This window comes from Bacteroides sp. RTP21281st1_H5_RTP21281_210402 (assembly GCF_040918965.1).
Taxonomy (GTDB): domain Bacteria; phylum Bacteroidota; class Bacteroidia; order Bacteroidales; family Bacteroidaceae; genus Bacteroides; species Bacteroides congonensis.
Genome location: NZ_JBCOWR010000012.1, coordinates 1 through 25006, shown reverse-complemented (window position 1 = coordinate 25006; position 25006 = coordinate 1). Strand labels below are relative to the sequence as shown.

At 41.2% G+C, this 25006-nt stretch carries 17 protein-coding genes and 1 pseudogene; 12 read left to right on the top strand and 6 right to left on the bottom strand.

Features of this window, described 5'->3' with window-relative positions:
* Positions 1-4 precede the first annotated feature (4 nt).
* Entirely contained in the window at positions 5-1696 is a 1692-nt protein-coding gene (locus tag AB5443_RS17015) for a pseudouridine synthase (RefSeq protein WP_368113862.1), read from the bottom strand.
* Positions 1697-1826: 130 nt separating this feature from the next.
* On the opposite strand from AB5443_RS17015, the gene AB5443_RS17010 reads away from it, so the two are divergent.
* The 3 genes from AB5443_RS17010 to AB5443_RS17000 all read left to right on the top strand — a co-directional run bounded on the left by AB5443_RS17010 (position 1827) and on the right by AB5443_RS17000 (position 4853).
* Positions 1827-2354: a GDSL-type esterase/lipase family protein gene (locus AB5443_RS17010; RefSeq protein WP_044655972.1), complete on the top strand. Its 528-nt coding sequence runs from the start codon at positions 1827-1829 to the stop codon at positions 2352-2354.
* 118 nt (positions 2355-2472) lie between these two features.
* Positions 2473-2937: a MaoC family dehydratase gene (locus tag AB5443_RS17005; protein ID WP_368113864.1), complete on the top strand. Its 465-nt coding sequence runs from the start codon at positions 2473-2475 to the stop codon at positions 2935-2937.
* 371 nt (positions 2938-3308) lie between these two features.
* Positions 3309-4853 carry a M20/M25/M40 family metallo-hydrolase gene (locus AB5443_RS17000; RefSeq protein ID WP_368113866.1) on the top strand — a complete coding sequence of 515 codons (1545 nt, stop codon included), beginning with the start codon at positions 3309-3311 and terminating at the stop codon, positions 4851-4853.
* Here AB5443_RS17000 and AB5443_RS16995 read toward each other — a convergent pair.
* The 5 genes from AB5443_RS16995 to AB5443_RS16975 form a co-directional block, all read right to left on the bottom strand.
* The gene (locus AB5443_RS16995; RefSeq protein WP_044656072.1) at positions 4850-5374 is read right to left on the bottom strand and encodes a hypothetical protein; all 525 of its coding nucleotides are present in this window, start codon (positions 5372-5374) and stop codon (positions 4850-4852) included. The genes AB5443_RS17000 and AB5443_RS16995 overlap by 4 nt on opposite strands.
* Before the next feature lie 19 nt (positions 5375-5393).
* Positions 5394-6803 (bottom strand): GNAT family N-acetyltransferase, encoded by a 1410-nt coding sequence (locus tag AB5443_RS16990; protein WP_368113868.1) that lies wholly within the window; start codon positions 6801-6803, stop codon positions 5394-5396.
* Between the two features lie 36 nt (positions 6804-6839).
* Positions 6840-7730, bottom strand: coding sequence for a class A beta-lactamase, subclass A2 (gene bla / locus AB5443_RS16985; RefSeq protein ID WP_368113870.1), 891 nt, complete (start codon positions 7728-7730; stop codon positions 6840-6842).
* A 283-nt stretch (positions 7731-8013) separates the two neighbouring features.
* Entirely contained in the window at positions 8014-9585 is a 1572-nt protein-coding gene (locus AB5443_RS16980) for a RagB/SusD family nutrient uptake outer membrane protein (protein ID WP_368113872.1), read from the bottom strand.
* Positions 9586-9604: 19 nt separating this feature from the next.
* Positions 9605-12931 carry a TonB-dependent receptor gene (locus AB5443_RS16975; protein WP_195408300.1) on the bottom strand — a complete coding sequence of 1109 codons (3327 nt, stop codon included), beginning with the start codon at positions 12929-12931 and terminating at the stop codon, positions 9605-9607.
* 481 nt (positions 12932-13412) lie between these two features.
* On the opposite strand from AB5443_RS16975, the gene AB5443_RS16970 reads away from it, so the two are divergent.
* The 9 genes and pseudogenes from AB5443_RS16970 to AB5443_RS16930 all read left to right on the top strand — a co-directional run bounded on the left by AB5443_RS16970 (position 13413) and on the right by AB5443_RS16930 (position 24661).
* Entirely contained in the window at positions 13413-13559 is a 147-nt protein-coding gene (locus AB5443_RS16970) for a hypothetical protein (RefSeq protein WP_195408299.1), read from the top strand.
* A gap of 150 nt (positions 13560-13709) precedes the next feature.
* Positions 13710-14906, top strand: coding sequence for a hypothetical protein (locus AB5443_RS16965; RefSeq protein ID WP_368113878.1), 1197 nt, complete (start codon positions 13710-13712; stop codon positions 14904-14906).
* Positions 14907-14935: 29 nt separating this feature from the next.
* On the top strand, positions 14936-15487 hold the full coding sequence (locus tag AB5443_RS16960) for a hypothetical protein (RefSeq protein ID WP_004308256.1): 552 nt from the start codon (positions 14936-14938) through the stop codon (positions 15485-15487).
* Positions 15471-19139, top strand: coding sequence for an ATP-binding protein (locus AB5443_RS16955; protein WP_368113880.1), 3669 nt, complete (start codon positions 15471-15473; stop codon positions 19137-19139). Before AB5443_RS16960 ends, AB5443_RS16955 begins: the two co-directional genes overlap by 17 nt.
* Positions 19136-20014: a hypothetical protein gene (locus AB5443_RS16950; protein ID WP_368113881.1), complete on the top strand. Its 879-nt coding sequence runs from the start codon at positions 19136-19138 to the stop codon at positions 20012-20014. The genes AB5443_RS16955 and AB5443_RS16950 overlap by 4 nt, the downstream gene beginning before the upstream one ends.
* A pseudogene (locus tag AB5443_RS16945) lies at positions 19995-21461 on the top strand (hypothetical protein); the annotation flags it as partial. The gene AB5443_RS16950 and the pseudogene AB5443_RS16945, both read left to right, overlap by 20 nt.
* Before the next feature lie 228 nt (positions 21462-21689).
* Positions 21690-22898 carry an ATP/GTP-binding protein gene (locus tag AB5443_RS16940; RefSeq protein WP_368113883.1) on the top strand — a complete coding sequence of 403 codons (1209 nt, stop codon included), beginning with the start codon at positions 21690-21692 and terminating at the stop codon, positions 22896-22898.
* Positions 22899-22910: 12 nt separating this feature from the next.
* On the top strand, positions 22911-23483 hold the full coding sequence (locus tag AB5443_RS16935; protein ID WP_073347982.1) for an RloB family protein: 573 nt from the start codon (positions 22911-22913) through the stop codon (positions 23481-23483).
* Positions 23484-23773: 290 nt separating this feature from the next.
* Positions 23774-24661: a HEPN domain-containing protein gene (locus tag AB5443_RS16930; protein ID WP_368113885.1), complete on the top strand. Its 888-nt coding sequence runs from the start codon at positions 23774-23776 to the stop codon at positions 24659-24661.
* Positions 24662-25006: the final 345 nt, after the last annotated feature.

The window sequence follows — 25006 nt, the reverse complement described above, 5'->3', positions numbered from 1 at the left end:
TTTCTTAAAACTCCGGTTCTTTATGTATACAGACAATATCTCCGTAGACAGGATGGCGGAACTCGATATATTCGGCATGGAGATAAAGCCTGTCCGCTTTCTTGCCATAGAGCTCGTCTCCCAGAATTGGGCAGTTCAGCCCTTTCGGGTGGGCGGCATGTACACGTAGCTGATGGGTACGTCCGGTCAACGGATAGAAAGCGATGCGGGTACAGCTCCTTGAATTTGTGATTATCTGATATTCAGTGACAGCTTCCTTTCCGTACTCTTCATTCACCATTTGCCGGGGACGATCGAGAGGGTTCAGGCAGAGGGGGAGTAAGATTCTTCCAGTCTTTTCGGTTTCTGCTATGACACCGTCCAACAAAGCTATATATCGTTTTTTTATACTCCTGTTCTCGAACTGTGCCTGCAAATGTTGGTGTACTTCTTTCGTTTTGGCCACAAGCAGTAGTCCTGAAGTCGCCATATCGAGCCGGTGCACAATCATAGGCCCCGTAGCGTCAGGATACTTTTTCTTCAAGCGGTGATAAACGGAATCCATGTCTTCCGCCTTTCCCGGCACGGATAACATTCCTGCCGGTTTGTTGACCACCACCAACCATTCATCTTCAAACACAGTTTCCAATTCTGTATCTTTATGAACGTTATCCAATAACGGATTCTCGTCTACTTCCAATCCCTGCAACATATGTTGCAGAATCGGTTCACATTTCCCTTTGCACGAAGGATAATAATATCCATGATGCCGGATTTCGTTTTTAGGAGAATCCCCCCACCAGAATTCAGCCATCGCCAACGGCTTTAATTGATGAAGATACGCATATTGCAGCAACTTGGGCAATGCGCATTCACCCGCACCGGCGGGTGGGACTTTCCTGACTGTCTGCTCGAAAATGGTACATAAGTCTTTCGCTTCTCCCTTCGCATTCAACATCCGGAATTGTCCGAACAGCTTTTGTTGTAAAGCTGCCGAACGTTCTTTCCGTTCTGCTTTCAGGCTTTCTATTTCACTCTTGAAACGGTTAACTTCCGCTTCGAGCTCTTCCAACCGCTTCTTCCATGCTTTTTCCTTCCGTTTATATTCAGCTTTCTGATATTGGCTTTCCCGAATCAAAGCGGCCTGTCCTTCTTCGGAAATCCCAGGTGATGACCGGCGTCGGGCTTCTCTGTCTTCTTTCGCGGCTTTTAGCTCCGCTTTGGCGTGATTCAACTCGGCCTGAGCTTGCTCCGTTTCTATCTTCCACTTCTCTTTTGACTCAAGACAGGAAGCACTATTCTCCAACTCATTGATGCGGATATTGATAGCGGAAATCTGCTCTTCCTCAATCTTGAAAAATCCTTGTGGTTGCAGTAAGTCATAAACAGGAGGAACAAAATAAGTATGCAGGTTCTTTCCCGCCAAATTGCCGGAAAAGGCAGCTAAATAGCCTATTCTTCCTCCTTCTTCCGTCCCTTTTTCTGTATCTTTATCCGTAGCTTTTTTCGTAGCTCCTTCCGTTTCCTGCATTATAACCAGTACTCCGAACATTTTTCCAAGAGTTAATTCATCTTGCCATTCCTTCCGGCTTGTGATATACTCTTTCACTTCTTCCGCCGCTAATACGCACAACGGATGAGGCGTATACAGGAAAGGGTAAGTGAATTTCTCCGGTAACGCAATATGAGAAACGGACTTCTTGAAAAAATGTATCATCGGTTTATATTTGATTGTGATTACGGGTGCAAAAGTAAGGTAAATCCGCGAATTTTGTCCTATATTTGTTCCGGAGTTTGAATGAAAGAAAGTGGGTGCTTGACTAAGTATAAACTTGAGTGAATATAAAATGGACAGGATTGAGGAAAAACCGAAATTTGCTTTTGTCGGCAACAGCCATATGGCATTTTGGGCATTGGATATTTATTTCCCCCAATGGGAATGCCTGAACTACGGAGCACCCGGTGAAGGACTGGCTTATGTCGAGTCTTTTACTGTGGATACTTCTGATTGTCAGGTTATCATCCAATTCGGCAGCAACGACATCTATCGGTTGAACGATGAGAATGTGGACGATTACGTAGAACGTTATGTGAAAGCAGTCCTTTCCGTTCCTTCTCTGAAAACATATCTTTTCTGTATTTTTCCACGAAATGATTACGATGATTACAGTACGGCAGTAAACCAGTTCATCCGTATGCTCAACCGGAAAATATATGAAAAACTACAAGGAACGGACATTATCTATCTCGATGTATTCGACCGCTTGTTACTGGACGGCAGACTGAATCCCGACCTGACCATCGACGACCTGCATCTGAATGGCAAAGGCTACAGCATACTGGCGGAAACAGTGAAACAAGCTGTCGATTTATGAGTGATACCCGATTTCTTTTGTTACTGCTTTTATCGTAAAAATTGATGGCATATCAGTTTATTTTTCCTAATTTTGCCGTCAATTAATAGATTAATAACCCCCATAAAGCGATAAGACTATGGAACAAGTAATTATCAATTCATACGAAGAATTCGAGAAACTGGTAGGCAAACAAATAGGTGTTTCTGATTATGTGGAACTTTCGCAGGAACGTATCAACCTTTTTGCAGATGCGACACTGGATCATCAATGGATTCACGTAGATACGGAGCGTGCCAAAGTGGACAGCCCTTATCATAGCACAATAGCTCATGGCTACCTAACATTGTCCATGCTCCCATATCTGTGGAATCAGATAATTCAGGTGAATAACCTGAAGATGATGATTAACTACGGTATGGACAAGATGAAATTCGGTCAGGCTGTATTGTCAGGACAGAGCATCCGTCTGGTGACTACACTTCATTCATTGACCAACTTGCGTGGTGTGGCAAAAGCTGAAATCAAATTTGCCATCGAAATAAAAGACCAACCGAAGAAAGCCCTCGAAGGGATTGCCGTATTCTTATATTATTTCAATTGATTGAATTAGAATGACATCATAAAGAAGCTGTCTCCCTGCAAAGGGAGGCAGCTTCTTGTTTTTTCTTAGTTTTTCTCTGCGCTTCAAACTTTTAATTTTATAATGATTGGCGTAGGTACGTTGGTGATAGGTCATTTGTTTCTGCTGATTTTCGGGTTTGGCTATTCCTGTAATTCAATTGGGTGGTGGGACAGATTTCGATGACGGGGATATCGCAGATATTTCATTTGAATATATTATGATAATTGACCGAAACCGGCAAGTGTGGAAATTAAGACGGAATTTGAAATCTTTTAGTTGCGATGGTTTGTTTATTCTATAGATGTGTGTCACATTTAATTTTAAGAGAGACAATTCTAAATAACTGAAGTATGAAAACTAAAATAATTTTCGCAGCCATATTGGTTCTGCTACTTGTCATTGTATTGGTGCTGGTGCTGAGAACCGTCACTTATAAATTTGGTAAAGTAGAGAAAAATGTGAGTGATAAAGAACTGGTGAACACGACCCCTTCCGAACAAGCTATACGCCGTTTTGTAGGTGGAATACGGATTCCGACAATCAGCAATGAAGTTTATGAAGAAACAAATTTCAAGCCGTTTGATGAATTTATGACGTATTTGGCTGGTTCATATCCCGAAGTATATAAGACGATGGAGGTAGATACCATTAACACTTATGGACTGGTCTTTCACTGGAAAGGAAAAAACAGTGATTTGAAACCTATATTATTCTTATCCCATTATGATGTCGTTCCCGTAATCGGATATGACCCGGCTACGGCGACTGCTCCCGATACTGTTTTCCAAATCAATGATAAGCCCTTGCCACCCATCGAGTCGTACTCGGAGAAATGGGATTATCCCCCGTTTTCAGGAGCTGTTGCAGGCGGACGTATATACGGTCGCGGCACGCTCGATATGAAATGTATGCTGTTCTCGTTGATGGAAGGTGCGGATAATCTGATAGCTGAAGGTTTTCAGCCGGAAAGGGATATCTGGTTTGCTTTCGGACAGGATGAAGAGGTGAGCGGGCGTCAGGGTGCGTTCAAAATAGCAGACTATATGAAAGGGAAAGGGCTGCGTTTTGATGCGGTATATGATGAAGGCGGTATAATTGCAGCTCCCGGTTCGGCTATGGAATCCATAAAAGAACCGTTGGCTTTGGTGGGAGTGGGAGAGAAAGGTTTTCTTACTCTGCGTCTCACGGTCAGAGGAATGGGCGGTCACTCTTCAATGCCTCCCGCAAAAGGTTCTTTGGTATATGCTGCGGAAATCATTGAGAAGCTGAATAACAACCAATTCCCTGCACGGATTATTTCTCCTATCGCTGCATTCTTCGATAATGTAGGGGGAGAAATGGGATTCTTTTCACGAATGGCGATAGCCAACCAATGGCTGCTTGAACCGTTACTGTTGAAAACAATGGAGAAATCTCCCGCTTCCAACGCACTGGTGCGCACAACGACAGCCGTGACTATGGCAAAGGGAAGTGATGCGGCCAATGTACTGGCTTCGGAAGCGGAAGTTACTGTCAACTTCCGTATTTTACCCGGTGGCTCGGTTGCCGAAGTGATTGAACACGTGAAGAAGTTGTGCGAAGGCTATGATGTTACTATCAATGTAGTATCCGAACGTGAACCTTCGGGCATTTCTCCCGAAAACGTAAAAGGTTTCGAGATTATCAGGGAAGAACTGGCTAAGATATATCCTGCCGCCATCGTCACTTCTTATATCACGATTGGCGGTACTGATTCGTATAAGTACCAGATTGTGAGTGATGATATTTATCGCTTCCTGCCGATTTGCCTGAACCAGTACGAGCAACGTACGATTCATAATGAGAACGAGTATATTTCTTTGGAAAACTTCGGCAAGATTCAATGGTACTTTAAAGAAGTGATGAAAAACTATTAGTTCTTCTTTGCTTTCATCGCCTTTAGTGTATTTCTGCGCACGGCACGGATAGCGGGATTCAATAATTCGGGTTCCATGATTTCCAGCATTGTGCGCAGTTCCTGTTGTAACTCAGGGATGGAGCAGGTCAATTGGTGGGCAAGTTTTATACAGAGAGACTGCACTCCGCCCGGTTCCCGCCGGGATATGACACGCTCCATACAGAAATCAAGGAAGTCCATTCGTGGCGGGTTAGCCGGCTGTTGCTGACTAAGCAGATTCAGGAACATCCTTCTCTTTCCGGAGTGCGGACAAGTAAGTGCTGCGTCAATCAACTCGTTCTGTCTTTGGCTCAACCATTCTACGTCTTCCTTTGAGAAATGTGTACAAGTCCACAAAGCCTGGTAAGAGACGGTATCGTCTTCGTCAAACATCAGTTGATAGATTTCTTCCCGAAGCCGTTCATCGTCTTGTATGAAATGAAGTACTTCCCTGATGTCTTCGATATGAAAACGAACGGATAATTTATCACGTAGGTTCATGTAGCTTTGTTTTTGAGGGTTAGCCCTTTGTTGTGGTATTTGCTTCTTTCAACTGTAAATGCAGAATCGGGTAAGGTTTCCCCATGCCGTCCGTTTCGTCCCTTCCGGTGATTTGGAACCCCATGTGAAGATAAAAGCTGAGTGCCTTCTCATTCTGTTCGTTTACATCTACTTTATCCATCTGCTTTTTCTGAATAGCATATTCCACCAACCGCTTGCCGTATCCTTTTCCCTGCTCGCCGGGATTCACGAATAACATCTCGATTAACTCGTCGCTCAATCCCATGAAAGCTACAATCCTCCCTCCGGCATTACGGATGATGTATAGTTCTACCGTCGGCAAATAGTGATTGCGAACTAAGGGTTTATAAAATTGAATATGTTCTTCCGTAAGAAAATGATGCGTATAGCGTACCGATGCTTCCCAAACTTGCAGAATCTCATCGTAATCTTCCGGGATGGGCCGGCATATATTAGGAAGATAATAGCACAAATGGTCGAGTATATTTCCATTGTATGTCAGTTCTGCCTGATGGAGTACGCCTTCATAGATAAATCCATTTCGTTCAAGTACTTGTTGCGACCGCTTATTATGCGGGTAGCAATTGGCAGTGATGAGGCTGAGTTGCAGTTCGTTGAATCCGTAGTTGAGTACAGCCTGCACCGCTTCCGTCATATATCCTTTACCCCAATACGCTTCATCAAGCCAGTATCCCAACATACGAACCTGCGGATTCTCCCGCTTCGGGTCGGGGATGATTCCGACGGAACCGATAAGCCGTTGCGTATCTTTCAGTGTTATTGCCCAGACATTCTCTTGTCCGATAAACACATTCTGAAGAATTTCACGCGATTCTTCTATTGTTTTATGGGGTGCCCATCCGGCATTATTCCCAAGATTAGGATTCTGACAACAAGCGAAAAATGCTTCTGCATCATTTTCCTGAAAAGGACGAATTACCAAGCGCCCCGTTTCAAGAGTATGGGTTATTGTTTCATTGGTTTCTGCTTTTTCTCCTGTCTTCGTCTCTTCTCCTGATTCTTTCTTGTACACACACTCTATACGGTTCCCATCAGGATCGAGAACTACACTTTCAAAATAACCATCTCCCGAAGTGCGTGGCTCACCTACGACGGAATAACCCTCGGAACGTATCTCTTCAGTGAAACGAAGAACTTCCGCCTGACTGGGAAAAGTGAAAGCAAGATGTGTCAGCCCGACTCTGTTTTCTTCCACCGCCGTATTCTGTACATCCGGCCGGCTCATTAACTCCAAAGAAGGCCCTTCATCGAAGGATATAAAATAAGACTCGAATCCCTTCTTGGGATTAACATATTTCTCATTGCTTTTTCCACCGAAAAAGCGGATATAGAACTCTCTCAATTCTTCCAGGCGAAAAGTCCAAATGGCGATATGATGCAGTTTCATTTTAAATCTGATTTTATTCTTTATCGTTATAACTCTTTATTTTACTGTCTTCATCACATATTCGTAAACGATGTGTGAAACATCCGCAATAATCTTACTGTTTTCCGGAGAACTCTCTTCGGAATCTTTCACGAAGACAGCTATACTGTAAGTATGTCCGTCAGGCAAAACAACAAAGCCGATATCATTGCAGCCAATCTGTTGTCCTTTGGCATTGCGATCTCCCGTCCCCGTTTTATGTCCGACTATCACCCCCTTATCCAACAAAGGAGCGACCAAACGATCCTGTCCGGTCTGACACTCTACCATTGTCTGATAAATAAAATCTTTATACTCCTTTGCAAACAATGGTTCCCGACGGAATATCTCCAATAACTCTGCGGCAGCCAACGGCGTACTCCAATTACTGTGACAGAGGTCTAAGTCCTCATGCATATCATTTTCCGTATGAGTGATTTCACAGTCCTGAATCCCCAATGACCGGATATACTTATTCGCAGAATCCGGCCCGCCCTGATAATGAAAAAGAATATCACAAGCATTATTATCACTCTGCTGAAGGGTGTACTTCAGTAACTCTGCAATACTCATGTCAATTCCCCCTTCCGGATACTTATCCCGTAGGGGACTATACGTGTCCGGCTTTAAATCCGATTTTTCCACCGTCAACAGAGTATCCAGCGACTGATTGCGTTTCCCCATATAATCAGCCAGCGCCAACGCCTGATGAAACTTGAAAACACTCATCAAAGGATAATGAGTATCATTATTAACGGTTATCGTATCTTTTCCATCTATGATGACGGCAATGCCAATTTCAGCTTTCTTATCTTTGATCGCCTCTTTCAATTGTGTCTCAAGGGAAACACTCTGGCAAGAAAATAGCAGGACGGGAATTAAACAAAGAAACACAATGAATGAACGCATAATTAATATTCTCTTTTAATAGGTTTCTATTTTTTCTATTGGGAGACACAAAGATATGAATACTAATTTTAGGAACAAATTCTTATTCGATAATTGTACTCCCAAATTTATTCTTGCACTTTTCAGAAAAGGAATGGTTACGATAGAAGTAAATATACATATTTCATAATTATTGATTTAAAAATTAAGTCCGCTTTAAAAAGTTAGTTTGCTTTCGAAGCTGCTGCTAACCTTTTAAAACGGACTCAATGTCGTTAACTGTAAAAAACTACAATCTTAATACCTATTCCTGTTCATATCCCGGCGTTTGTTCTAACAATGGATTGATATTCATCGTGTTAATATCCACCGGCCATAAAAGTTTATGCTTTTCATTCGTGTTAATCAAAGGAGAAGTAGCCGGATAATTGGCTGTCGCCGAGAATACTAACGAATTATGAGAAGCGTCCTGCATACGTACAACATCAAACCATCTTTTACCTTCCCATACAAATTCCTTATCACGTTCATGCAATATAGCCAATTCGTTTTCCTCAAAACTACCGTCAGTATATTCGTGTCCGGCATAGTCGTCACCATAAGCACGTTTGCGCACATTATTAATATATGTACTGCATGATTCTCCCAATCCGTTCGCAACCTCAGCCATCATAAGCAAAGCATCCGCATAACGGTACACAATGACATCCGTATCATAAATCCGGTTATTATTAGAGTTGATCGAACCGATACATTTTTTCAATACACATCCGAAACTTGATGGATCTTTATCCTCTTGAGTATAATACTCCAGGAATGTAGCGTCACGACGGGTATCTTTTTCATCATAAGCAGACCAGAAAGCATGAGTATATTCATGCCGGAATACACCGCCAGTCCCCTTTAAGTTCAATGTATCCGTCTCTATCCGCTTACTGTCACGTCCATATACCTGACCGATAAATACAGCATCCTGATACAGGAATTGTCCTCCCCAGTTGGTCGCTTCACCATCAGCAAAATGTAAAGTGAAAATAACTTCTTTATTATTGCGATTGGCAGTACTGAATACCTTCTCAAAGTCAGACAACAACTCGAATTTACCTATAATCTGATTCAAAGCAGACTGGGCCACTTTCAAATCTGTTGTTCCGGTAGCGGTATGCCCGGTAATGGTCACTTTGGCAGACCACATATATATTTCGGCTTTCAGCATCAAAGTAGCCGCTTTAGACCATATCGTCTTATCATAATCATTCGCCACTGTCACATCAGCATAATTATCCTCTGACTTCCGGATATCCCCTTTTATAAATTCGAGTGTTGCCTCTGCTGTCGCACGTTCCACATAGAATTTATCAGCCGTGACCTTGCCGTTCAGCAATTCAACTTCGGTTACGACGGGTACCCCACCATACGTTTTATATAGCATAAAATAGTACAACGCCCTTAATCCATAAGCCTGAGCCAGATAATGTTTCCTGTTTGTGTCATCCAAAAAGCTGCATTCATTCTCTACTTTCTGAATAAAATGGTTGACTTGCATGATTGGAGAATAAAGACCGTACCAGTTACTAATGCCCGGCCTATCCTGGTCAATTACATTTGAACGCAAGTTGGCATAATTCAAACTCGTATTCTCGGATGAAGTTCCCACACGTTGTGTTCCGCCACGGACTTCTCCCAAAACATAGAACATATCATAATAACTCCTCAGTTGAGAATGCATACCTGTCATATATCCATCTACCTGTGCTTCATTATTCCAATAGTTCCCACTTCCGAAATAATCCTCGGGAGCCAGATCCAAAGCATCACACGATGTATAAAGGACAGTAGATATAAATAAAGAAATGATGTATATTATTTTTTTCATAATCTGTCTTTTTTATATGTTAGAAAGAAACGTTGATTCCAAAAATCACAGTACGCGGCAACGGATATCCCCCGTTGTTATCTGCCTTCTCAGGTGAAAACAGGTGCTTCGCTTCCGTCAGATAGCCTAAGTTTTGTCCCGTCACAGACAATTCCACGTTACTTAGTTTAGCCTTTTGCACCCAAATGGACGGTAAGCGGTAGGTAAGTGACAACTCGCGAAGTGCCAGATAATTACCATTATATACAAACATGGAAGAACTACGACAATAGTTTCTCTTCCCCAGTTGATCCGCCCAAACGTAAGTAGGATATTTTGCGTTCGGATTATCCGGTGTCCAGGTGTCCTTCGTTTCTTGGATAGTATTGTAGGTACCTTGTGCACAAGCCATAATCCACATTGATTTCCAGTCTACAGCCTTAAAGCCCAAAGCATAATCAAAACGTGCTGATAATGTCAAGTCTTTCCAGCTCACAGTAGTATTGAAACCTCCTGTCCATTTCGGCACCGTATTACCGACTTTCACCATATCATAATTGTCAATCACTCCATCTCCGTTGACATCTTTCCATTTCACATCCCCCGGCTGAATAGGCAATGCATTCTCCTTTTGACTATCCGACAATTTATTATAGCCTTCCGCTCCTCCATACAAAGGTCGGCCGGTCGAACCATTATTACCGGAAGTAATATCAATCAATCCTGCCGGTATCTCATCCTGCGATTTATAGATACCTTCGGCAACAAACATGTACAAGTCGCCCGGGCGTTGTCCCTCTTGATAGCCGCCTACCCACATCTTCTCGTCACCATTACCGGTATATACCTGATATGCATCCTGCCGGTTACGTTCCAAGCTGTTGTCCGGTAAAGCTACGACCTTGTTCCTGTTGAGTGCACCGTTCCAGTTCAAATTCCATTTCCAGTCTTTCCGGTCAATGATACGGAAAGCCAGTTCAAACTCGAAACCTTGATTCTGGAACTTTCCATTATTGGAAACCACAGAACCGACTCCCGATGTGGAAGGTACGGTGATATTGGCATATTTATCGCTAGTCAGACGATTATAATAAGTCAAATTGGCATTAATACGATTTTCGAGGAATCCCAAATCAAGTCCGACTTCAAAAGTTCTGGATTTCTCCCACATCAAGTATGGATTAGGAATGCTCCCCAACAGGAATCCTGTAACACCATTATATGTGTTACTGCCATATGAGCCTTGTACAGTATAATTGCCTACAAAGTTCTTGTTGACATTACCGTTCAGGCCGAAACTTGCACGTAATTTACCAAATGAAAGTATATCGCTTGTGTTTGCCATAAATTTTTCCTTGCTGAAAACCCAACCGGCAGATACACCGGGAAATACTCCCCAACGGTTTTCTTTAGCTAATTTTGAATATCCGTCTTTTCTGAGAACTAATGACAGCAAATATTTTGATTGATAATCGTAGTTCACACGCCCGAAGAAAGACATGATACGCTGGCGGGAATGCCAGGAGTCAATGGAGCGTTTTCCTTCTTCTTTTGTAGTGTATTGTAAATCCATAAAGTCGTCGGTCGGAGCGCCCGAACCGGATGCATTGAAACCTTTGTTGTAAGAATCATAATACTCAAAACCGGCCATTGCATCCAGATAATGATCTTTGTTAATCTGATAATTATAATTCAATACAGCGTTATAAGTCTGATCCAACGTGCGGTCATAAGAGGCGGAAGTGCCGCGTGATGTAACCTTGTTACCCGGAGAACTCAAATAGTCTTTATTAAAACTTTCAACTTTCTCTTCCTGATAATACCAGATTGCGCCTAATTTTAGTGACAGCCCTTTCATAAAATCAATAGTAAAGGACTGGTTCATTGTAAATTTGTCTGTGTTTTGGTCACGGACAAATTTATCAAAATTATATTGTTGGTTACCGTCTCCCGAGTTAGGGCCCAGCAACATTTCCCCATCCGCATTATAGCCGCGGAAAGTAGGCGGCAAGGACAAACAACGTGAGAAGTAATTGGCCTCGGCTGTCTGGGTGGCAGGCAGACCATTCCACGTAGCGTCTGCAAAGTTAAAACTGGAACTGGAAGTCAACCATTCTTTCAACTTATAATCAGCATTGAAGGTGAAAGTGATACGCTTGTACCAGTTACCGTATGCAGTACCGTCACTCTTATTATAACCTAGTCCGGCATAATAGCTTCCCTTCTCATTACCACCGCTTACACTCAAATTGTAATCTTGTGAAAACGCAGGAGTCTGCACGTTGAAATCCGCAATATTGGTGTTCTTGTAAATAAGTTTATCGCCGTATATAGGGTCAATCATCGTTTGCCAACCCTGATCGAGCAAAAATGCCAGGTTATCCGCATACTTCATTGTACTCCAAATAGCAGAGGTCGTTTTGTTTCCATCCAAAGGAGTCACTCCGTCACTTGCAAAATAGGCATTACCTGTACCGTAAGGAGTGGCGCTAGTCAATCCACTGAGAGAAGACCATGCTTTGACAGCATTTCCGTCCGGATGTTTCATATCGCCTGTATAAGCGTTCTTATATCCCATGCGCATCCAATAAATATAGTCTCCGGCATCAAGGAACTCATAAGAATTCTTGAAATAGTTCAAGCCGAACTTCGCTTTCAGGTTGACTTCCGCCCTACCGCTCTTTCCGCGTTTGGTGGTGACAAGAATCACACCGTCATTGGCACGGGCACCGTAAATAGCTGTTGCTCCGGCATCTTTCAGGACTTCCATTGATTCGATATCATCAGGGTTGATATCACTCAAAGAAGAACGCACCTGCCCGTCAATTAGGATAAGAGGAGAACCCGAACCGTCAAAGTTCGTACCACCACGAAGCACCAAAGTCGGCGTGCTGCCCGGATTACCGGAAGTCTGGCTTACGGACAAACCCGCAACCGCTCCTGACAATGCTTGTCCCGGATTACTGTATAGTCCTTGTTTCAATGTCTCTTCCTTTACTTTGGAAATGGAGTTGGTTACTTTGGTACGCAACTGCTTTCCGCCATAACCAGTCACAACTACTTCATCCAGCATCTCCGAATCCTCTTTCAATTGAACTCGAACCGAAGTTTTTCCTTTGAGTTCGATGGTCTGCATCTGATATCCGACGTACGAAATTTTAATTTTTCCGTTCGGATTCATGTTTAATGTAAATTTACCGTCAAGGTCGGTAATAGTACCATTTGTAGTACCTACTTCGATTACACTCGCACCAATGATCGGCTCACCAGTGGCATCCGTCACCAACCCGCTAATAGATTTTGTTTGTGCCACAACTCCTATAGAGCTGAATAAGCACAACATCAGCAAAAGGATGTTTTTCTTCATTAGTATTACTTTTTAGTTAATAAATAAGGGTTAATTAAATATTTGCATAAGTTCAATAAGAACTAATGCTTTTGTAATACCATGGATTGTCAGAGTGAATCAGGACTTGGGATTTTGAAAACACCGAAATATGAATTTAAAACCCGACTCTTTTGCTACCCGACCGGAGACGCCGGATGCTTTCTTGTACACGTTTTATATAAGGTGTATTTTTGTATATGTATTATCCATATAGAAAATATTTTTATTAAATCTTTTGGCGTTAATAAATAATATACATATATTTGCCCCGATTTAGAATAGGAACTATAAATGTATACGGGTTATAGCCTATGAAACGAAATGAATATAAAAGGAATAATAAACTAAGTTCTTATTGAACTCATCCATTCTATATAAATCACTATACATTTATTTGAAATATATCACTTGCGAAGAAGCATCTACACCTATCAAATCTTACATTAATTCAATATGATAAGTGAAGATAGTACAGATAAGGCCGATTATCGGTATGGTAACAGATATTGCTGCCGAAATAGCCGTTGATAGGGATGTTGTAGAAGTGGGTACCACAAAAGATACAACTACTCTGATGCTTTTTGGGTTCAAATATCTGTCATCCTAACTACTGATTCGCATAAATAATAAAAATCTTAACAGTTAAATTAGGTTTGTTATTTCATTTGTATTATTTTTGTAAGGCTTTGTTTTTTGCAAAGTTCTTAGCAATAGAGATCTATTGAAGAAGTAATCGTTATTAAAAGACAAAACTAATATGAGCACTTTTCGTTCCATAGAAGAACTGGTCAAAAGTCTCGACCGGGAGAAAGAACTCCTGAAAGAAATGTTTTCAAAGCGGAAGTCTCTTTCGTTCCGCTATGATTATGCACTTGAAATGACCGAGTACAAAGAAGAGCGCATCCGCTATTTGATAGACTACGGAGTGATCCGGGATACCGGCGATTTTCTCGAAATGGAAGACATCTATCTGAAGTTCTTTGAAGATGTGCTCGAAGTAAATGAAGAAATCAATGTCTCTTTCGTACAGGATTACCTGACACGGCTGAATGAAAACATTGATTATTACTTGAAGGAAAATAACGAACAGCGCAAGTACAACTATCAACGGGAAGTGAAACGCTGCCTGAAAAATATAGCTCTGACTACCGTCCGTAACGTGATGGACTTGAAGCGGAATATGGATAACACCTATAAGAACGAACCTAATTACAAGATAAAGAAAACCAAACTCGTCCGGCTTGACGAGAAACGGAACAATATAGCCCTGTTGATTCGTAAAAGCGAGGAATTGATAGACTATGGACAGCCTACTTTCTTTCGGGTGGCGATGGATGTGCAGATGCGTAATGTGGTGAGTGACGTAAAACTCCAGTTGAATGACTCATACCATAACCTGATTGAAATCCAAAAGCAAATCATCCATTATCTGAACCTGATAGATTATCAGAACCGTATCTTTGAAAAAGTAAAGAAACTGAAGTACCTGAAAGACCAGTTCCTGTTGGAAGAACATACAAGCATCCGTTCTGTTGCCGCGCAAAAGAACCCTGTTTGGATGGAGCCGCAGGTCGGCTATCGTATCAAACTTTCCATTGATAATCTACGGACTTCCGACGAGGCTTTTCAGATATTGAAGAAACTTGTCGCCCGACAGAAGAATTCTCCGAAAGGAATGAAACAACTGGCAGATGCCATTCCGGAAGGATATCTGGATGGGCAGTCGCAAATGATAGATACCGTAAACCTGCAGGAAGTGCATAATTCATTTATGGCATCCAGCACCCATCTGTTCTTTTTTGTGATGAACTATCGCTACCGGAAAGAGGTGACACGTGGAGAGAAATTAATCTTTTTCTGCCAACTGGCATCACAGTATGCCGACGAACTTCGCTTTACGGATACTTATGAAATCTCCGACGAAGTGGAATACCCTATCATATATGCCAAATGACGTATGCTGAATACTAAAAACAGATGACCATGAAATACACTGAAGAGATATTTAATATACTTAGCAAAGGGGGATTCATTTCTTCTAACAGTGTCTCTACCCAAGTAAAACGCTTGTATGATGCCATTGAGGAAGATTTACCTGATTATTATGATTATTACAAAGGTATCGGCTTCTATCTGGAAGGCGGTGACGGTTATTACTACTTTACCCGCAAGGAATCGAAAGTCGATTTGGAACGTAAACTGGAGGCGATTCAGAAGTGGATTGATTACCTGAGTTTCCTGAAAACCTATCATTCGGCATTCGGCCCGGGATTCCTGTTCCGTGCCGCCGATATTGAGATTCAGATAGGGTGCGATATCGAACTGAAGGAAAAGGCGACCAAACTGTTTTCGGATAAGAAGAAATATGATGAAGTAGTCGGCAAACTGCTGAAAGAATTAGAGAGCATAGGACTGATAGAGAAAGAAAACGAACTCGACGGGACATATAAAGTTTTGTCGGCTTTCCATTATATGGAAGACTTGGTTGATTGTATCACAATTTCAGAGGAGGTGCAAGATGAGATACCTGAATAAGATTATTTTTCTGAACAGTGCCCATATTCCTTATGCGGAAGTGAAATTGGATGGCAACGTACATTTTATAGGTACGCAAGGTGTCGGTAAGAGTACGCTGCTTCGTGCCATCCTTTTCTTTTATAATGCTGACAAGCTAAGACTGGGCATTCCGAAGGAGAAGAAAAGTTTCGATGCTTTTTACTTCCCGTACGCCAATTCTTATATAGTCTATGAAGTGATGCGTGAGAATGCCGCTTACTGTGTGGTGGCTGCCAAATCCCAAGGACGCGTATTTTTCCGTTTTATTGATGCGCCATTCCAACAGGACTGGTTCATTGACGAACACAATGTGGTATATTCCGAATGGGGACGTATCCGCGAACACATCGGCGCGAAGATTCAGATTACTGCACAGGTGACTAGCTATGAAATGTATCGGGACATCATCTTCGGTAATAACCGTAAGCATGAAATGATACCCTACCGCAAGTTTGCCATTGTGGAAAGTGCAAAATATCAGAATATTCCCCGTACCATACAGAACGTCTTTTTAAATTCCAAATTGGATGCCGATTTTATAAAAGATACCATTATCCGTTCGATGAGTGATGAGGATATCTCTGTCGATTTAGACTTCTATCGTAGCCAGATAAAGGAATTCGAGCAGGAATACAGGGACGTGATGCTTTGGTTTACAAAGAATAAGAATGGAGAAGTGCCTGTCCGGAAGATGGCGGAGAAAGTAATGAATGCCTATCGTGACTTGATTTATACCCAAAAGCAGATTGCTGAAGGGCGTGCGGAACTTAACTTTGCGGAGAAACGGGCTTTGCATGAGATTCCGCTGGTGAAGGAAGAACTGGCTAAAGCGGAGACGGAACGTGAACGGTTGCTGCGGCTTATGGGTGAACTGCAACAAAAGTACACCAAAGAGCGTGATGGCTTGATTACGGAGATAGGTGTAATAAACGACTTACTCAAAAAGATACGTGAGAAACGTCTGCATTACGAGCAGATGCAGATTGAAGAAATCATCAAACGGGTATCTTGCGAAGAACTGTTGATTCAGGAACTGGAACAAGTCCGGAGTATGAAATCGGAACTGACAAGGGCTTATGAGGATGTATTGAGTAAGTACCGGTTGCTGTTTGAGAAACTGGAAACAGATTTCCATACTTTTGAGAATAGTCAGCAGGCACGGATAAATGTCCGGAATGCGGAGATTGGCGGTAAGCAGGAGGAATTGATGCAACAACTTCGTGTGGAAGAGGAAAAAGTAAGGACGACACAAGAAGAGAAAGTACAGACGGTGGATAATCGTATCCGGCAGTTGCGCGATGAACAGGCACAGTGTAACCTGAAACTTCAAAAGGTGAAATACGAGCATCCCCACCAAAAGGAAATGTCCGATTGTGAAGACGGCATCAACGAACTGCGCAAAAAGGACAAGGAACTGGAACTTGGCATCCGTCAGCAGCAAGGAGAAATAAAGCAGTTGAGACAGGAGTGTGAATGGAAAGTGAAAGAATTGAAATGGGAATTTCAGACAAAGATGGAGTCTGTCCGCAAAGAGCGGAGCGCGATTGAAGAACAGTTGCAAACATTGGATGCCCTGATTGAGAAACGAAAAGGTTCGTTGTGCGAGTGGCTGGAGAAGAACAAACCGGATTGGCAGGAGACGATAGGCAAGGTGGCGGATGAGGAACTGGTGTTGTACAACAATGAACTGCAACCTCAATTAGTGAATAAGGAGTCTACTCTGTTCGGCGTTTCACTCAATCTGGCAGCCATCGAGCGTTCTGTCCGCACTCCCGAAGAAATGAAGCAGGAACGTGACAGGCAACAAACTGCCCGGCAACTTTGTACCGACCGTCTCACCCGACTAGCGGAAGAAGAGGGGGAAGCAGTTTCTTCTTTGGAGAAGAAGTATTCGAAGCAAATACATGGTATTCTGGAAGAACAACATCTGATGGAAGCCGAGCGAATGCAGATTCCTGCAAAATTGAAGAATTTGCAGGCTGATTACGCCTCATGGAAGACGAAGGAAGAGGAATGGAAAAGAGGATGTACTGAAGAATTGAAGGCACAACTGGATGAAATCGGACACCGTCTCTATGTGGCGGAAGGAGAGAAGCAGAAGTATTTGGATGAACGGGAAAAACTGTTGAAAGCCTGCCGGAAAGTGTATAATGACAGCAGGACGGAACTCCGGAAGGAACTGGAGGAATTTGTTGCAGGCGTTCAGCAAGAGATAGACCGGATGAAACAACAGACTGCGGAGCGGGACAAGGAACTGAAACAGGCACAGGAGAATGAACTGAACGGAAAGGGTGCTGATACGGTCACTATCCGCAAGTATGACGACAGGCTTGCCGAAATAAATAAAGAATTGGAATTTATCAGCAAATCCCGTCCGCAAGTTCTTTATTATGAAAGAGACAAGGCGGAACTGTTTGATAAGGAACCTGCTACACGAAGCCGGAAGAAAGAACTGGATGCGAAGCTGGTTGCATTGGACGAACGTTTCGCTCTGAAGAAGGAGAAGTTGCAGCTTCAGAAAAAAGGGGCAGACGAGCATCTCGACCGGATTGGCAAGGAATTGCATCTGCTGGAGGACGGATTGAAAAAAGTGGATATGTTCCGGAAAGATGAAACTTTCTGTCCGCCTTCTGTGACGGAAATAGGAGAGAAGCCTACCCGGAAAAGTTGCGATGTTATAGTGGAAGAATTGAAGTCTCTCATCGTATCCACCATCAAAAAAACAGACGAATTCAAGAAAGCGGTGACGCAGTTCAATGGAAACTTCTCGTCAAAAAACACGTTCCATTTCCGTACGGAACTGGTTGGAGAACAGGATTACTATGATTTCGCTTCCAATCTGTGCGAGTTTGTGGATAATGATAAGATTTCCGATTATCAGAAACATATCAGTGAACGGTATACGGATATAATCCGCCGGATTTCGCAGGAAGTGGGAGGACTGACCCGTAATGAAAGCGAGATACACAGAACCATAAAGGATATCAACGATGATTTTGTCAAGCGGAATTTTGCCGGAGTAATCAAGGAAATAGCACTTCGTCCGCTTCAGAGCAGCGATAAACTGATGCAGTTATTGCTGGAAATTAAGAGGTTTTGTGATGAGAACCAATATAATATGGGAAAGGTTGACTTGTTCTCGCAGGCTTCCCGTGAAGATGTCAATGCAACGGCTGTCCGGCATTTGCTGTCGTTTATGAAATTCCTGCTCGACGAGCCGGGACGCAGACGGTTAGCGCTTGCCGATACATTCAAACTGGAGTTCCGCGTGAAAGAGAATGATAACGACACGGGATGGGTAGAGAAGATTGCCAACGTAGGTTCTGACGGCACGGACATTCTGGTGAAAGCAATGGTCAATATCATGCTGATTAATGTGTTCAAGGAAAAGGCGTCGCGTAAGTTCGGTGACTTTAAAATCCATTGCATGATGGATGAAATAGGCAAGTTACATCCCAACAATGTGAAAGGCATTCTGGATTTTGCCAATTGCCGGAATATATTGTTGGTAAACAGTTCTCCCACTACTTATAATGTGGAGGACTATCGATATACCTATTTGCTGAGTAAGGACGGGCGGTCAAATACACAGGTTGTCCCATTGTTGACCTATAATAAGATAGAAAAATGAGTGGTAGTTTATTTACATTGGCAATGGCGAGACAGATCCTGAAAATGCTGGGCGGCGAGCTCGTACCTTACACAAAGTTTGCTGGACTGATAGCGAATAGATTAATGGATGAGGGAATCATCACTATTGTTCCCCGAGGGAGTATGCGTAGTTTTCGTATGATTGACCCGGAAGGTTGCCGTATTTATCTTGCTCAGAATTATACTTCCGGCATGGAGCTGGAAGATTGGATTGAGATGAGGAACTGTCCGGATGAAGTATCACGTTCGGAGCAAGTGGCGAAGGCGGGGGACTCTAAACTGAGATATACCCGTACGTTCAAAGGTTTTCTTCTCAATTGTTATGAGCCTATAGAAGCAACTCTTCATGGTGAACCATGTGTGCTTTCTCCCTTGCAAGGCACTTCCATCTTCATGCAGGATTACGAAGATTTCCGTATTCCTGAAGATGTTGTAGTAGTGGGTATAGAGAATGGAGAGAATTTCCAGCATATCCGTGCCCAAAAGTATTTGTTTGAAGGAATGAAAGTTCTTTTCGTATCCCGTTACCCGCAATCGAAGGATTTGTGTAATTGGCTAAAGATAATCCCCAACCGCTATATTCATTTCGGAGACATCGATTTGGCTGGCATTTCTATCTTTTTAAATGAATTCTATGTAAATTTGGGCAATCGTTCGGAATTTTTCATTCCTGCGGATGTGGAGAAACGCCTAAAGGACGGAAATCGGCAGCTTTATGATAATCAGTATTTGCGCTATAGGGCTATGTTGGTTTCTGACGAACGTTTAAGACCATTGGTGGCGATGATTCATAAATATGGGAAGGCGTATGAACAAGAAGGATATATAAAGTATTTCAAAAATGAGGATAGTTAAAAAAGAAGAAGAGGTGGTACTACCTGATGTGGACATCAAGCAATTGCTGTCATTCATTAATCCCCAGGAACTTTCTACATTTATCAGTGAATATGCCTCAACGAATCCGGAATTTAAGGCAGCGCTTTTGAAGCGTTTTATATTCAAGGAATCGTCTTCGACATCAAAGGGAAAAGATTATAGAATGGAGATTCAAAAGCTTTTTAATAGTTCCGGTGACAATAAAAAGTCGCGTTATTATAATCGTTATAATGATTACAGTCGTGATTGGGAAACTGTTTTCAATCGAATGGATATTTTTCTGAAGAAAGCAGACTTCTTTTTGAGTCTGGGAGATATGGATAGTACTATTGCCATAGCTCTTCAAACACTTCGTTCTATCGGTGAAAATTATGAGGATGAATTACTATATGCTGACGAAGATGATGACTTTGGCACTTCCCTTTATTGTGAGCACGCAGGAGACTTACTCATGAAAGTGGTTGGACATCCTAAAACAACTCAGAAACAAAAGACGGATATTCTACAGGAATTACGTCAGATTGCTGAAATATCTATTTATCGAAATTACGGAATCTATGATATAGATGAACTTATGATGCAAATCAATCTTTCGATTCAACCGACAGAAAAAGCCTTGGAATTGATTGATGGACTTCTTGAAACAAGAAAGGGCACTTATGATTTATATCAGTTAGTTCTTCGCAAAGTCAATTTATTATTGGAGCAGAATGAAGAGCAAAAAGCGAATGAAACGATTCGCCAATATCTTTATCTGACTGAAATACGGGAGATGGAGGTTGAAAAATTGATTGTCCGTTGCCAATACGATGAAGCCATCCGTTTACTGGATGAAGGAATTGAGATGGCGAAAGAAGAGACATATCCCGGTACCGATAGTAAATGGTTGGAAATAAAACTGAAGATTTACGAGATGACCAACCGGACTTCCGAAGTAATTGATACATGTCGTCTATTGTTTGTGACAGGCAGGGATAAACTGACATATTACAGTAAACTCAAAACTCTGATTCCGAAAGAACAATGGAAGAGTTTTTTGGATACGATGATGAAGGAAACAGAATTTAGTAACTATTTTTCTTTCGGTGGAAGTGCTGAAGCTGATATCTATGTGAAAGAACAGGATAATGAGCGTTTGTTCACCTTGTTGTCATCAACTAGATTCGATCAACTGGAAGCATTGATGCGGTATGCTCATTATTTGAAGGATACTCATTCGGAACAGCTGATTGCTATGTATACTTCTTCGTTGAATGACTATGCCGAACGGAAAATGGGACGGAGGAATTATGAATTTATCGCACAAGTGTTACCGGGCATACATAAACTAAAGGGAGGACAGACCGCGGTGAAAAACATAGTAGCGGAATTTCGGATAAAATATAAACGCCGTCCGGCAATGATGGAAGTGTTGGAGAAATTTTGAAAAGACTTTGTTGTAAGTTCTTTTCTATCTCTGTTGTTTAGGGATGGCAAAGTTCGTACCTTTGTGAGGTTATAAATAAGATGAAATTGGGGAATTATATTCCTATGAATTAAAACGCCGTTCATTATTTGCGCTTTAGATTAGATTATTTGCATGGAAATTGCGAATAATCAAATCTAATATATGATTTATGGGCTTTATTATTATCTTTGTGGAAAAATAGATAATATGATAGCGGAAATAAAGTTCAAGAACATGTTCTCATTCAGAGATGAGGCTATATTAAGTTTTGAAGCTGATAGTAGTAAAGATATGGAATCATATCACGTAGTCGAATTGGCTGAGGATGTGAGACTGTTGAAAATTGCTGTGGTTTATGGAGCAAATGCTTCCGGTAAAAGTAATATTATTAAGGTCTGTGATTATATTAAATCATTTATTACTTACACTCCGCTAAATAAAGCTGAACAAATTCAGGTGATTCCATTTCTTTTGGATAAAACCAGGCAGGGGCAATTGTCTGAATTTTCTATTTCATTTTATTTGATGAATGGAGAGAAAGCGACTCGTTATGTATATTCCGTTGCTTTGGACAGATCACATGTTGCAAAGGAGACTTTGATTTATTATCCAAGCCAGCAGCCGGCTTCTATCTTTGAAAGGAATACTGAAAATAATGTATCTGTTATCAAATTCGGGCAGAAAATCAAGGTTGCTCAAGCTGTTAATGAAGAGATAAACTTAAAATGTCTACATAATATGTCTGTTTTTGCTGCTTACATGCAGGTTAATACACATATTGCAGAAGTGGAAACAGTTCTTCAGTACTTGACAAATCAGGTGATGCCTGCCATCGTACCTACATCATCATTGAGCCGTTATGCCGAAGAATCGATTAAGGAAGAATCTGCAAAAGATTATATTTTGAGGTATTTACAGGAAGCGGATTTCAATATCTCCAATATTACATCCAAAGAGCAGGAAACGAAGAAAGGGTTGGTTAATTATACCCTGTATCAACATAGGGTTTCTTCAGAGTATGGAAACAATGATTATTACGAGTTTCCTGAGTTGTTTGAGTCAGACGGTACTGTTCGTACGTTTGGTTTGGCTGCTCAAGTACAAAAGATTCTTGAGAGAAATGCTTTTCTTGCAGTCGATGAGATAGAATCCTCACTTCACCCCAAGTTGATAGAATATATTATTGAACATTTCCTGAAAGAATCCCAACAGGCTCAACTGTTGTTAACCACGCATTATGACGGGTTGTTGGGCGAAGAAGATTTGCTTAGAAAAGATAATATCTGGTTTACGGAAAAGAATACAGATGGATCAAGTATGCTTTACCCTCTGACAGATTTCAAAGGATTGAACAGAATTAGTTCTCTTCAGAAGGCATATAAGTTCGGTAAATTCGGTGCAGTCCCTAACCTATAATCATGTAACTTTATGAGAAAAGTTAGAAAGAATACACCAACCAGACAGGTTATTCATATTGTTGGTGAAGGATTGACTGAATTATTCTATTTCAGCCATTTGAAGAAGTTGCTTGGTTATAGATACTCTATTTCTCCACGTCTGTTTGAAAACAATAGCATTGAGAAGATTGAAAAGAGAATCAAGGAACTTTTGGATGAAGACGTTTTTGTGATATGTGTTTTTGATGCCGATGTTAGCAGACGCTCCGATGCGGAAAACAGGAAAATGACAGCGCTCAAAAAGAAATACGAGAATAATGCCAATGTGATTTTGTGTGACAGTTTGCAATCAATAGAGTACTGGTTCTTGCTTCACTTTGAGGACACTTGCCGACATTTTCAAGATTCAGCTGCAACTGAAAGAACATTAAAGCAATATCTGCCAACATACGATAAGGCACGCAAGTATCTTGAAAAAGACAAATGGGTAAGAGATATGCTTGCAGACTCAAAGATGGATAAGGCATGTGAGCTGGCTGAAAAATATAAAGGTCGTGATTCTTATAGTGAGATTTATAAGGCAATCAAAAAAGTTAGCGAATAGGAAATTGGTTTTCAATAAGATTCAGTTCTTTTGCATCCACAATTGAATAAAAACATCTAAAAATATGTAATGCAACACAATTGAATGAACATATCAGTATATACATTATGGCACTATAAAATATTTTGTGTAAATGAGAAAACAGGATTCAGATGTTTCTTTTATTGTTTGGATTCTGTTTTAAATATAAGAATCAAATTAAAAAATACTTTATTATAAGTTTTTTTGTATCTCTGTTGCTAGGGTATGGTAAAGTTTGTACCTTTGTAAAGTTACAAATAAGAATGATAATGAAAAAGTCTATAAAACGTTTACCCAAACGGACACAGGAAGAATTGACCGTCTTGCTGGATTTAGTGCGTAAAAGCATCGGGAATTGTCAGATGGTTATCCTGTTCGGAAGTTATGCAAGGGGAAATTATGTTTTATGGGACAGTAATATAGAATTTGGTGTTCATACTTCCTATCAGAGTGATTATGATATTCTTGTCGTCATAACCGGACCTACTAAACAAGTGGAAGAAAAACTCTATCGTATTACTAATAAATATCATGACTTATTTGCAAACCGCCGTCATGCATTCCCACAATTTATAGTAGAGCATATTAATACAGTAAACCGTAACTTGGAAGTCAGCCAGTATTTCTTTACGGATATAGTAAAGGAGGGTATTATGCTTTACGATAGTGGCAAACACGAATTGGCTAAACCACGGAAGTTGAGTTTTAAGGAGATTCGGGATATTGCGCAAAAAGAATTTGATGAATTATATCCATATGCTTGCGGGCTTTTGGAAGGAGTGAATGAATTTTATTTGCCTAAGAAACAAAATAAAATTTCTGCATTTCTGCTTCACCAGACATGTGAGAAACTTTATAATTGTATTCTGATGGTCTTTACGAACTATCGTCCGAAGAGTCATAAAATCAAAGAACTTGGTGGGATGGTAAAGCGTTTTTCTATGGACTTAACTACTGTCTTCCCTCAAAATACAGATACAGAGAAAGAATGCTTTGATTTATTGTGTCGTTCTTACATAGAAGCTCGCTATAACAAAGATTTCAGTATTTCACAAGAACAACTGGAATACCTTATTCCCCGTGTAGATATTCTGAGAGATGTTACTGAACGCTTATGTAAGGAGAAAATCGCGGAATATGATACGATGATGCAATAATTGGTATATCTTATAGGGATATTCCTAAAATATAAGGTAACTCGGCTAATGTGAGCTGTGATGCGAGTTGTAAACTTTGTGCCATTTGTCGTATTATTTAATGGTAGTTCAACAAAGACTACATTTTTCCTACCGAACTTTTAGTAAAAAATCACATTTTTCCTACCGAATATTTAATATTATGATGCAATGGCAGAATAATTGTCCCAGTGAAATAAGTCGGTGTTGCATTTATAATTTGAATTCAGCATCTCTATGAAATAAAAAAGGTTCTTCGTCAAATTCCGTGCTTTTTTATGTGCTAAATCCATTAATTTTAGCAAACAGTAATTTTATGTTTGCCCT

Coding starts and splice junctions, on each gene's coding strand:
- AB5443_RS17005 (WP_368113864.1), top strand. CDS start 2,473: ATGGAACAAGTAATTATCAATTCATACGAAGAATTCGAGAAACTGGTA.
- AB5443_RS16940 (WP_368113883.1), top strand. CDS start 21,690: ATGATAGCGGAAATAAAGTTCAAGAACATGTTCTCATTCAGAGATGAG.
- AB5443_RS16965 (WP_368113878.1), top strand. CDS start 13,710: ATGAGCACTTTTCGTTCCATAGAAGAACTGGTCAAAAGTCTCGACCGG.
- AB5443_RS16935 (WP_073347982.1), top strand. CDS start 22,911: ATGAGAAAAGTTAGAAAGAATACACCAACCAGACAGGTTATTCATATT.
- AB5443_RS16975 (WP_195408300.1), bottom strand. CDS start 12,931: ATGAAGAAAAACATCCTTTTGCTGATGTTGTGCTTATTCAGCTCTATA.
- AB5443_RS17015 (WP_368113862.1), bottom strand. CDS start 1,696: ATGATACATTTTTTCAAGAAGTCCGTTTCTCATATTGCGTTACCGGAG.
- AB5443_RS16980 (WP_368113872.1), bottom strand. CDS start 9,585: ATGAAAAAAATAATATACATCATTTCTTTATTTATATCTACTGTCCTT.
- AB5443_RS16990 (WP_368113868.1), bottom strand. CDS start 6,803: ATGAAACTGCATCATATCGCCATTTGGACTTTTCGCCTGGAAGAATTG.
- bla (WP_368113870.1), bottom strand. CDS start 7,730: ATGCGTTCATTCATTGTGTTTCTTTGTTTAATTCCCGTCCTGCTATTT.
- AB5443_RS16930 (WP_368113885.1), top strand. CDS start 23,774: ATGAAAAAGTCTATAAAACGTTTACCCAAACGGACACAGGAAGAATTG.
- AB5443_RS16950 (WP_368113881.1), top strand. CDS start 19,136: ATGAGTGGTAGTTTATTTACATTGGCAATGGCGAGACAGATCCTGAAA.
- AB5443_RS16955 (WP_368113880.1), top strand. CDS start 15,471: ATGAGATACCTGAATAAGATTATTTTTCTGAACAGTGCCCATATTCCT.
- AB5443_RS17000 (WP_368113866.1), top strand. CDS start 3,309: ATGAAAACTAAAATAATTTTCGCAGCCATATTGGTTCTGCTACTTGTC.
- AB5443_RS17010 (WP_044655972.1), top strand. CDS start 1,827: ATGGACAGGATTGAGGAAAAACCGAAATTTGCTTTTGTCGGCAACAGC.
- AB5443_RS16960 (WP_004308256.1), top strand. CDS start 14,936: ATGAAATACACTGAAGAGATATTTAATATACTTAGCAAAGGGGGATTC.
- AB5443_RS16995 (WP_044656072.1), bottom strand. CDS start 5,374: ATGAACCTACGTGATAAATTATCCGTTCGTTTTCATATCGAAGACATC.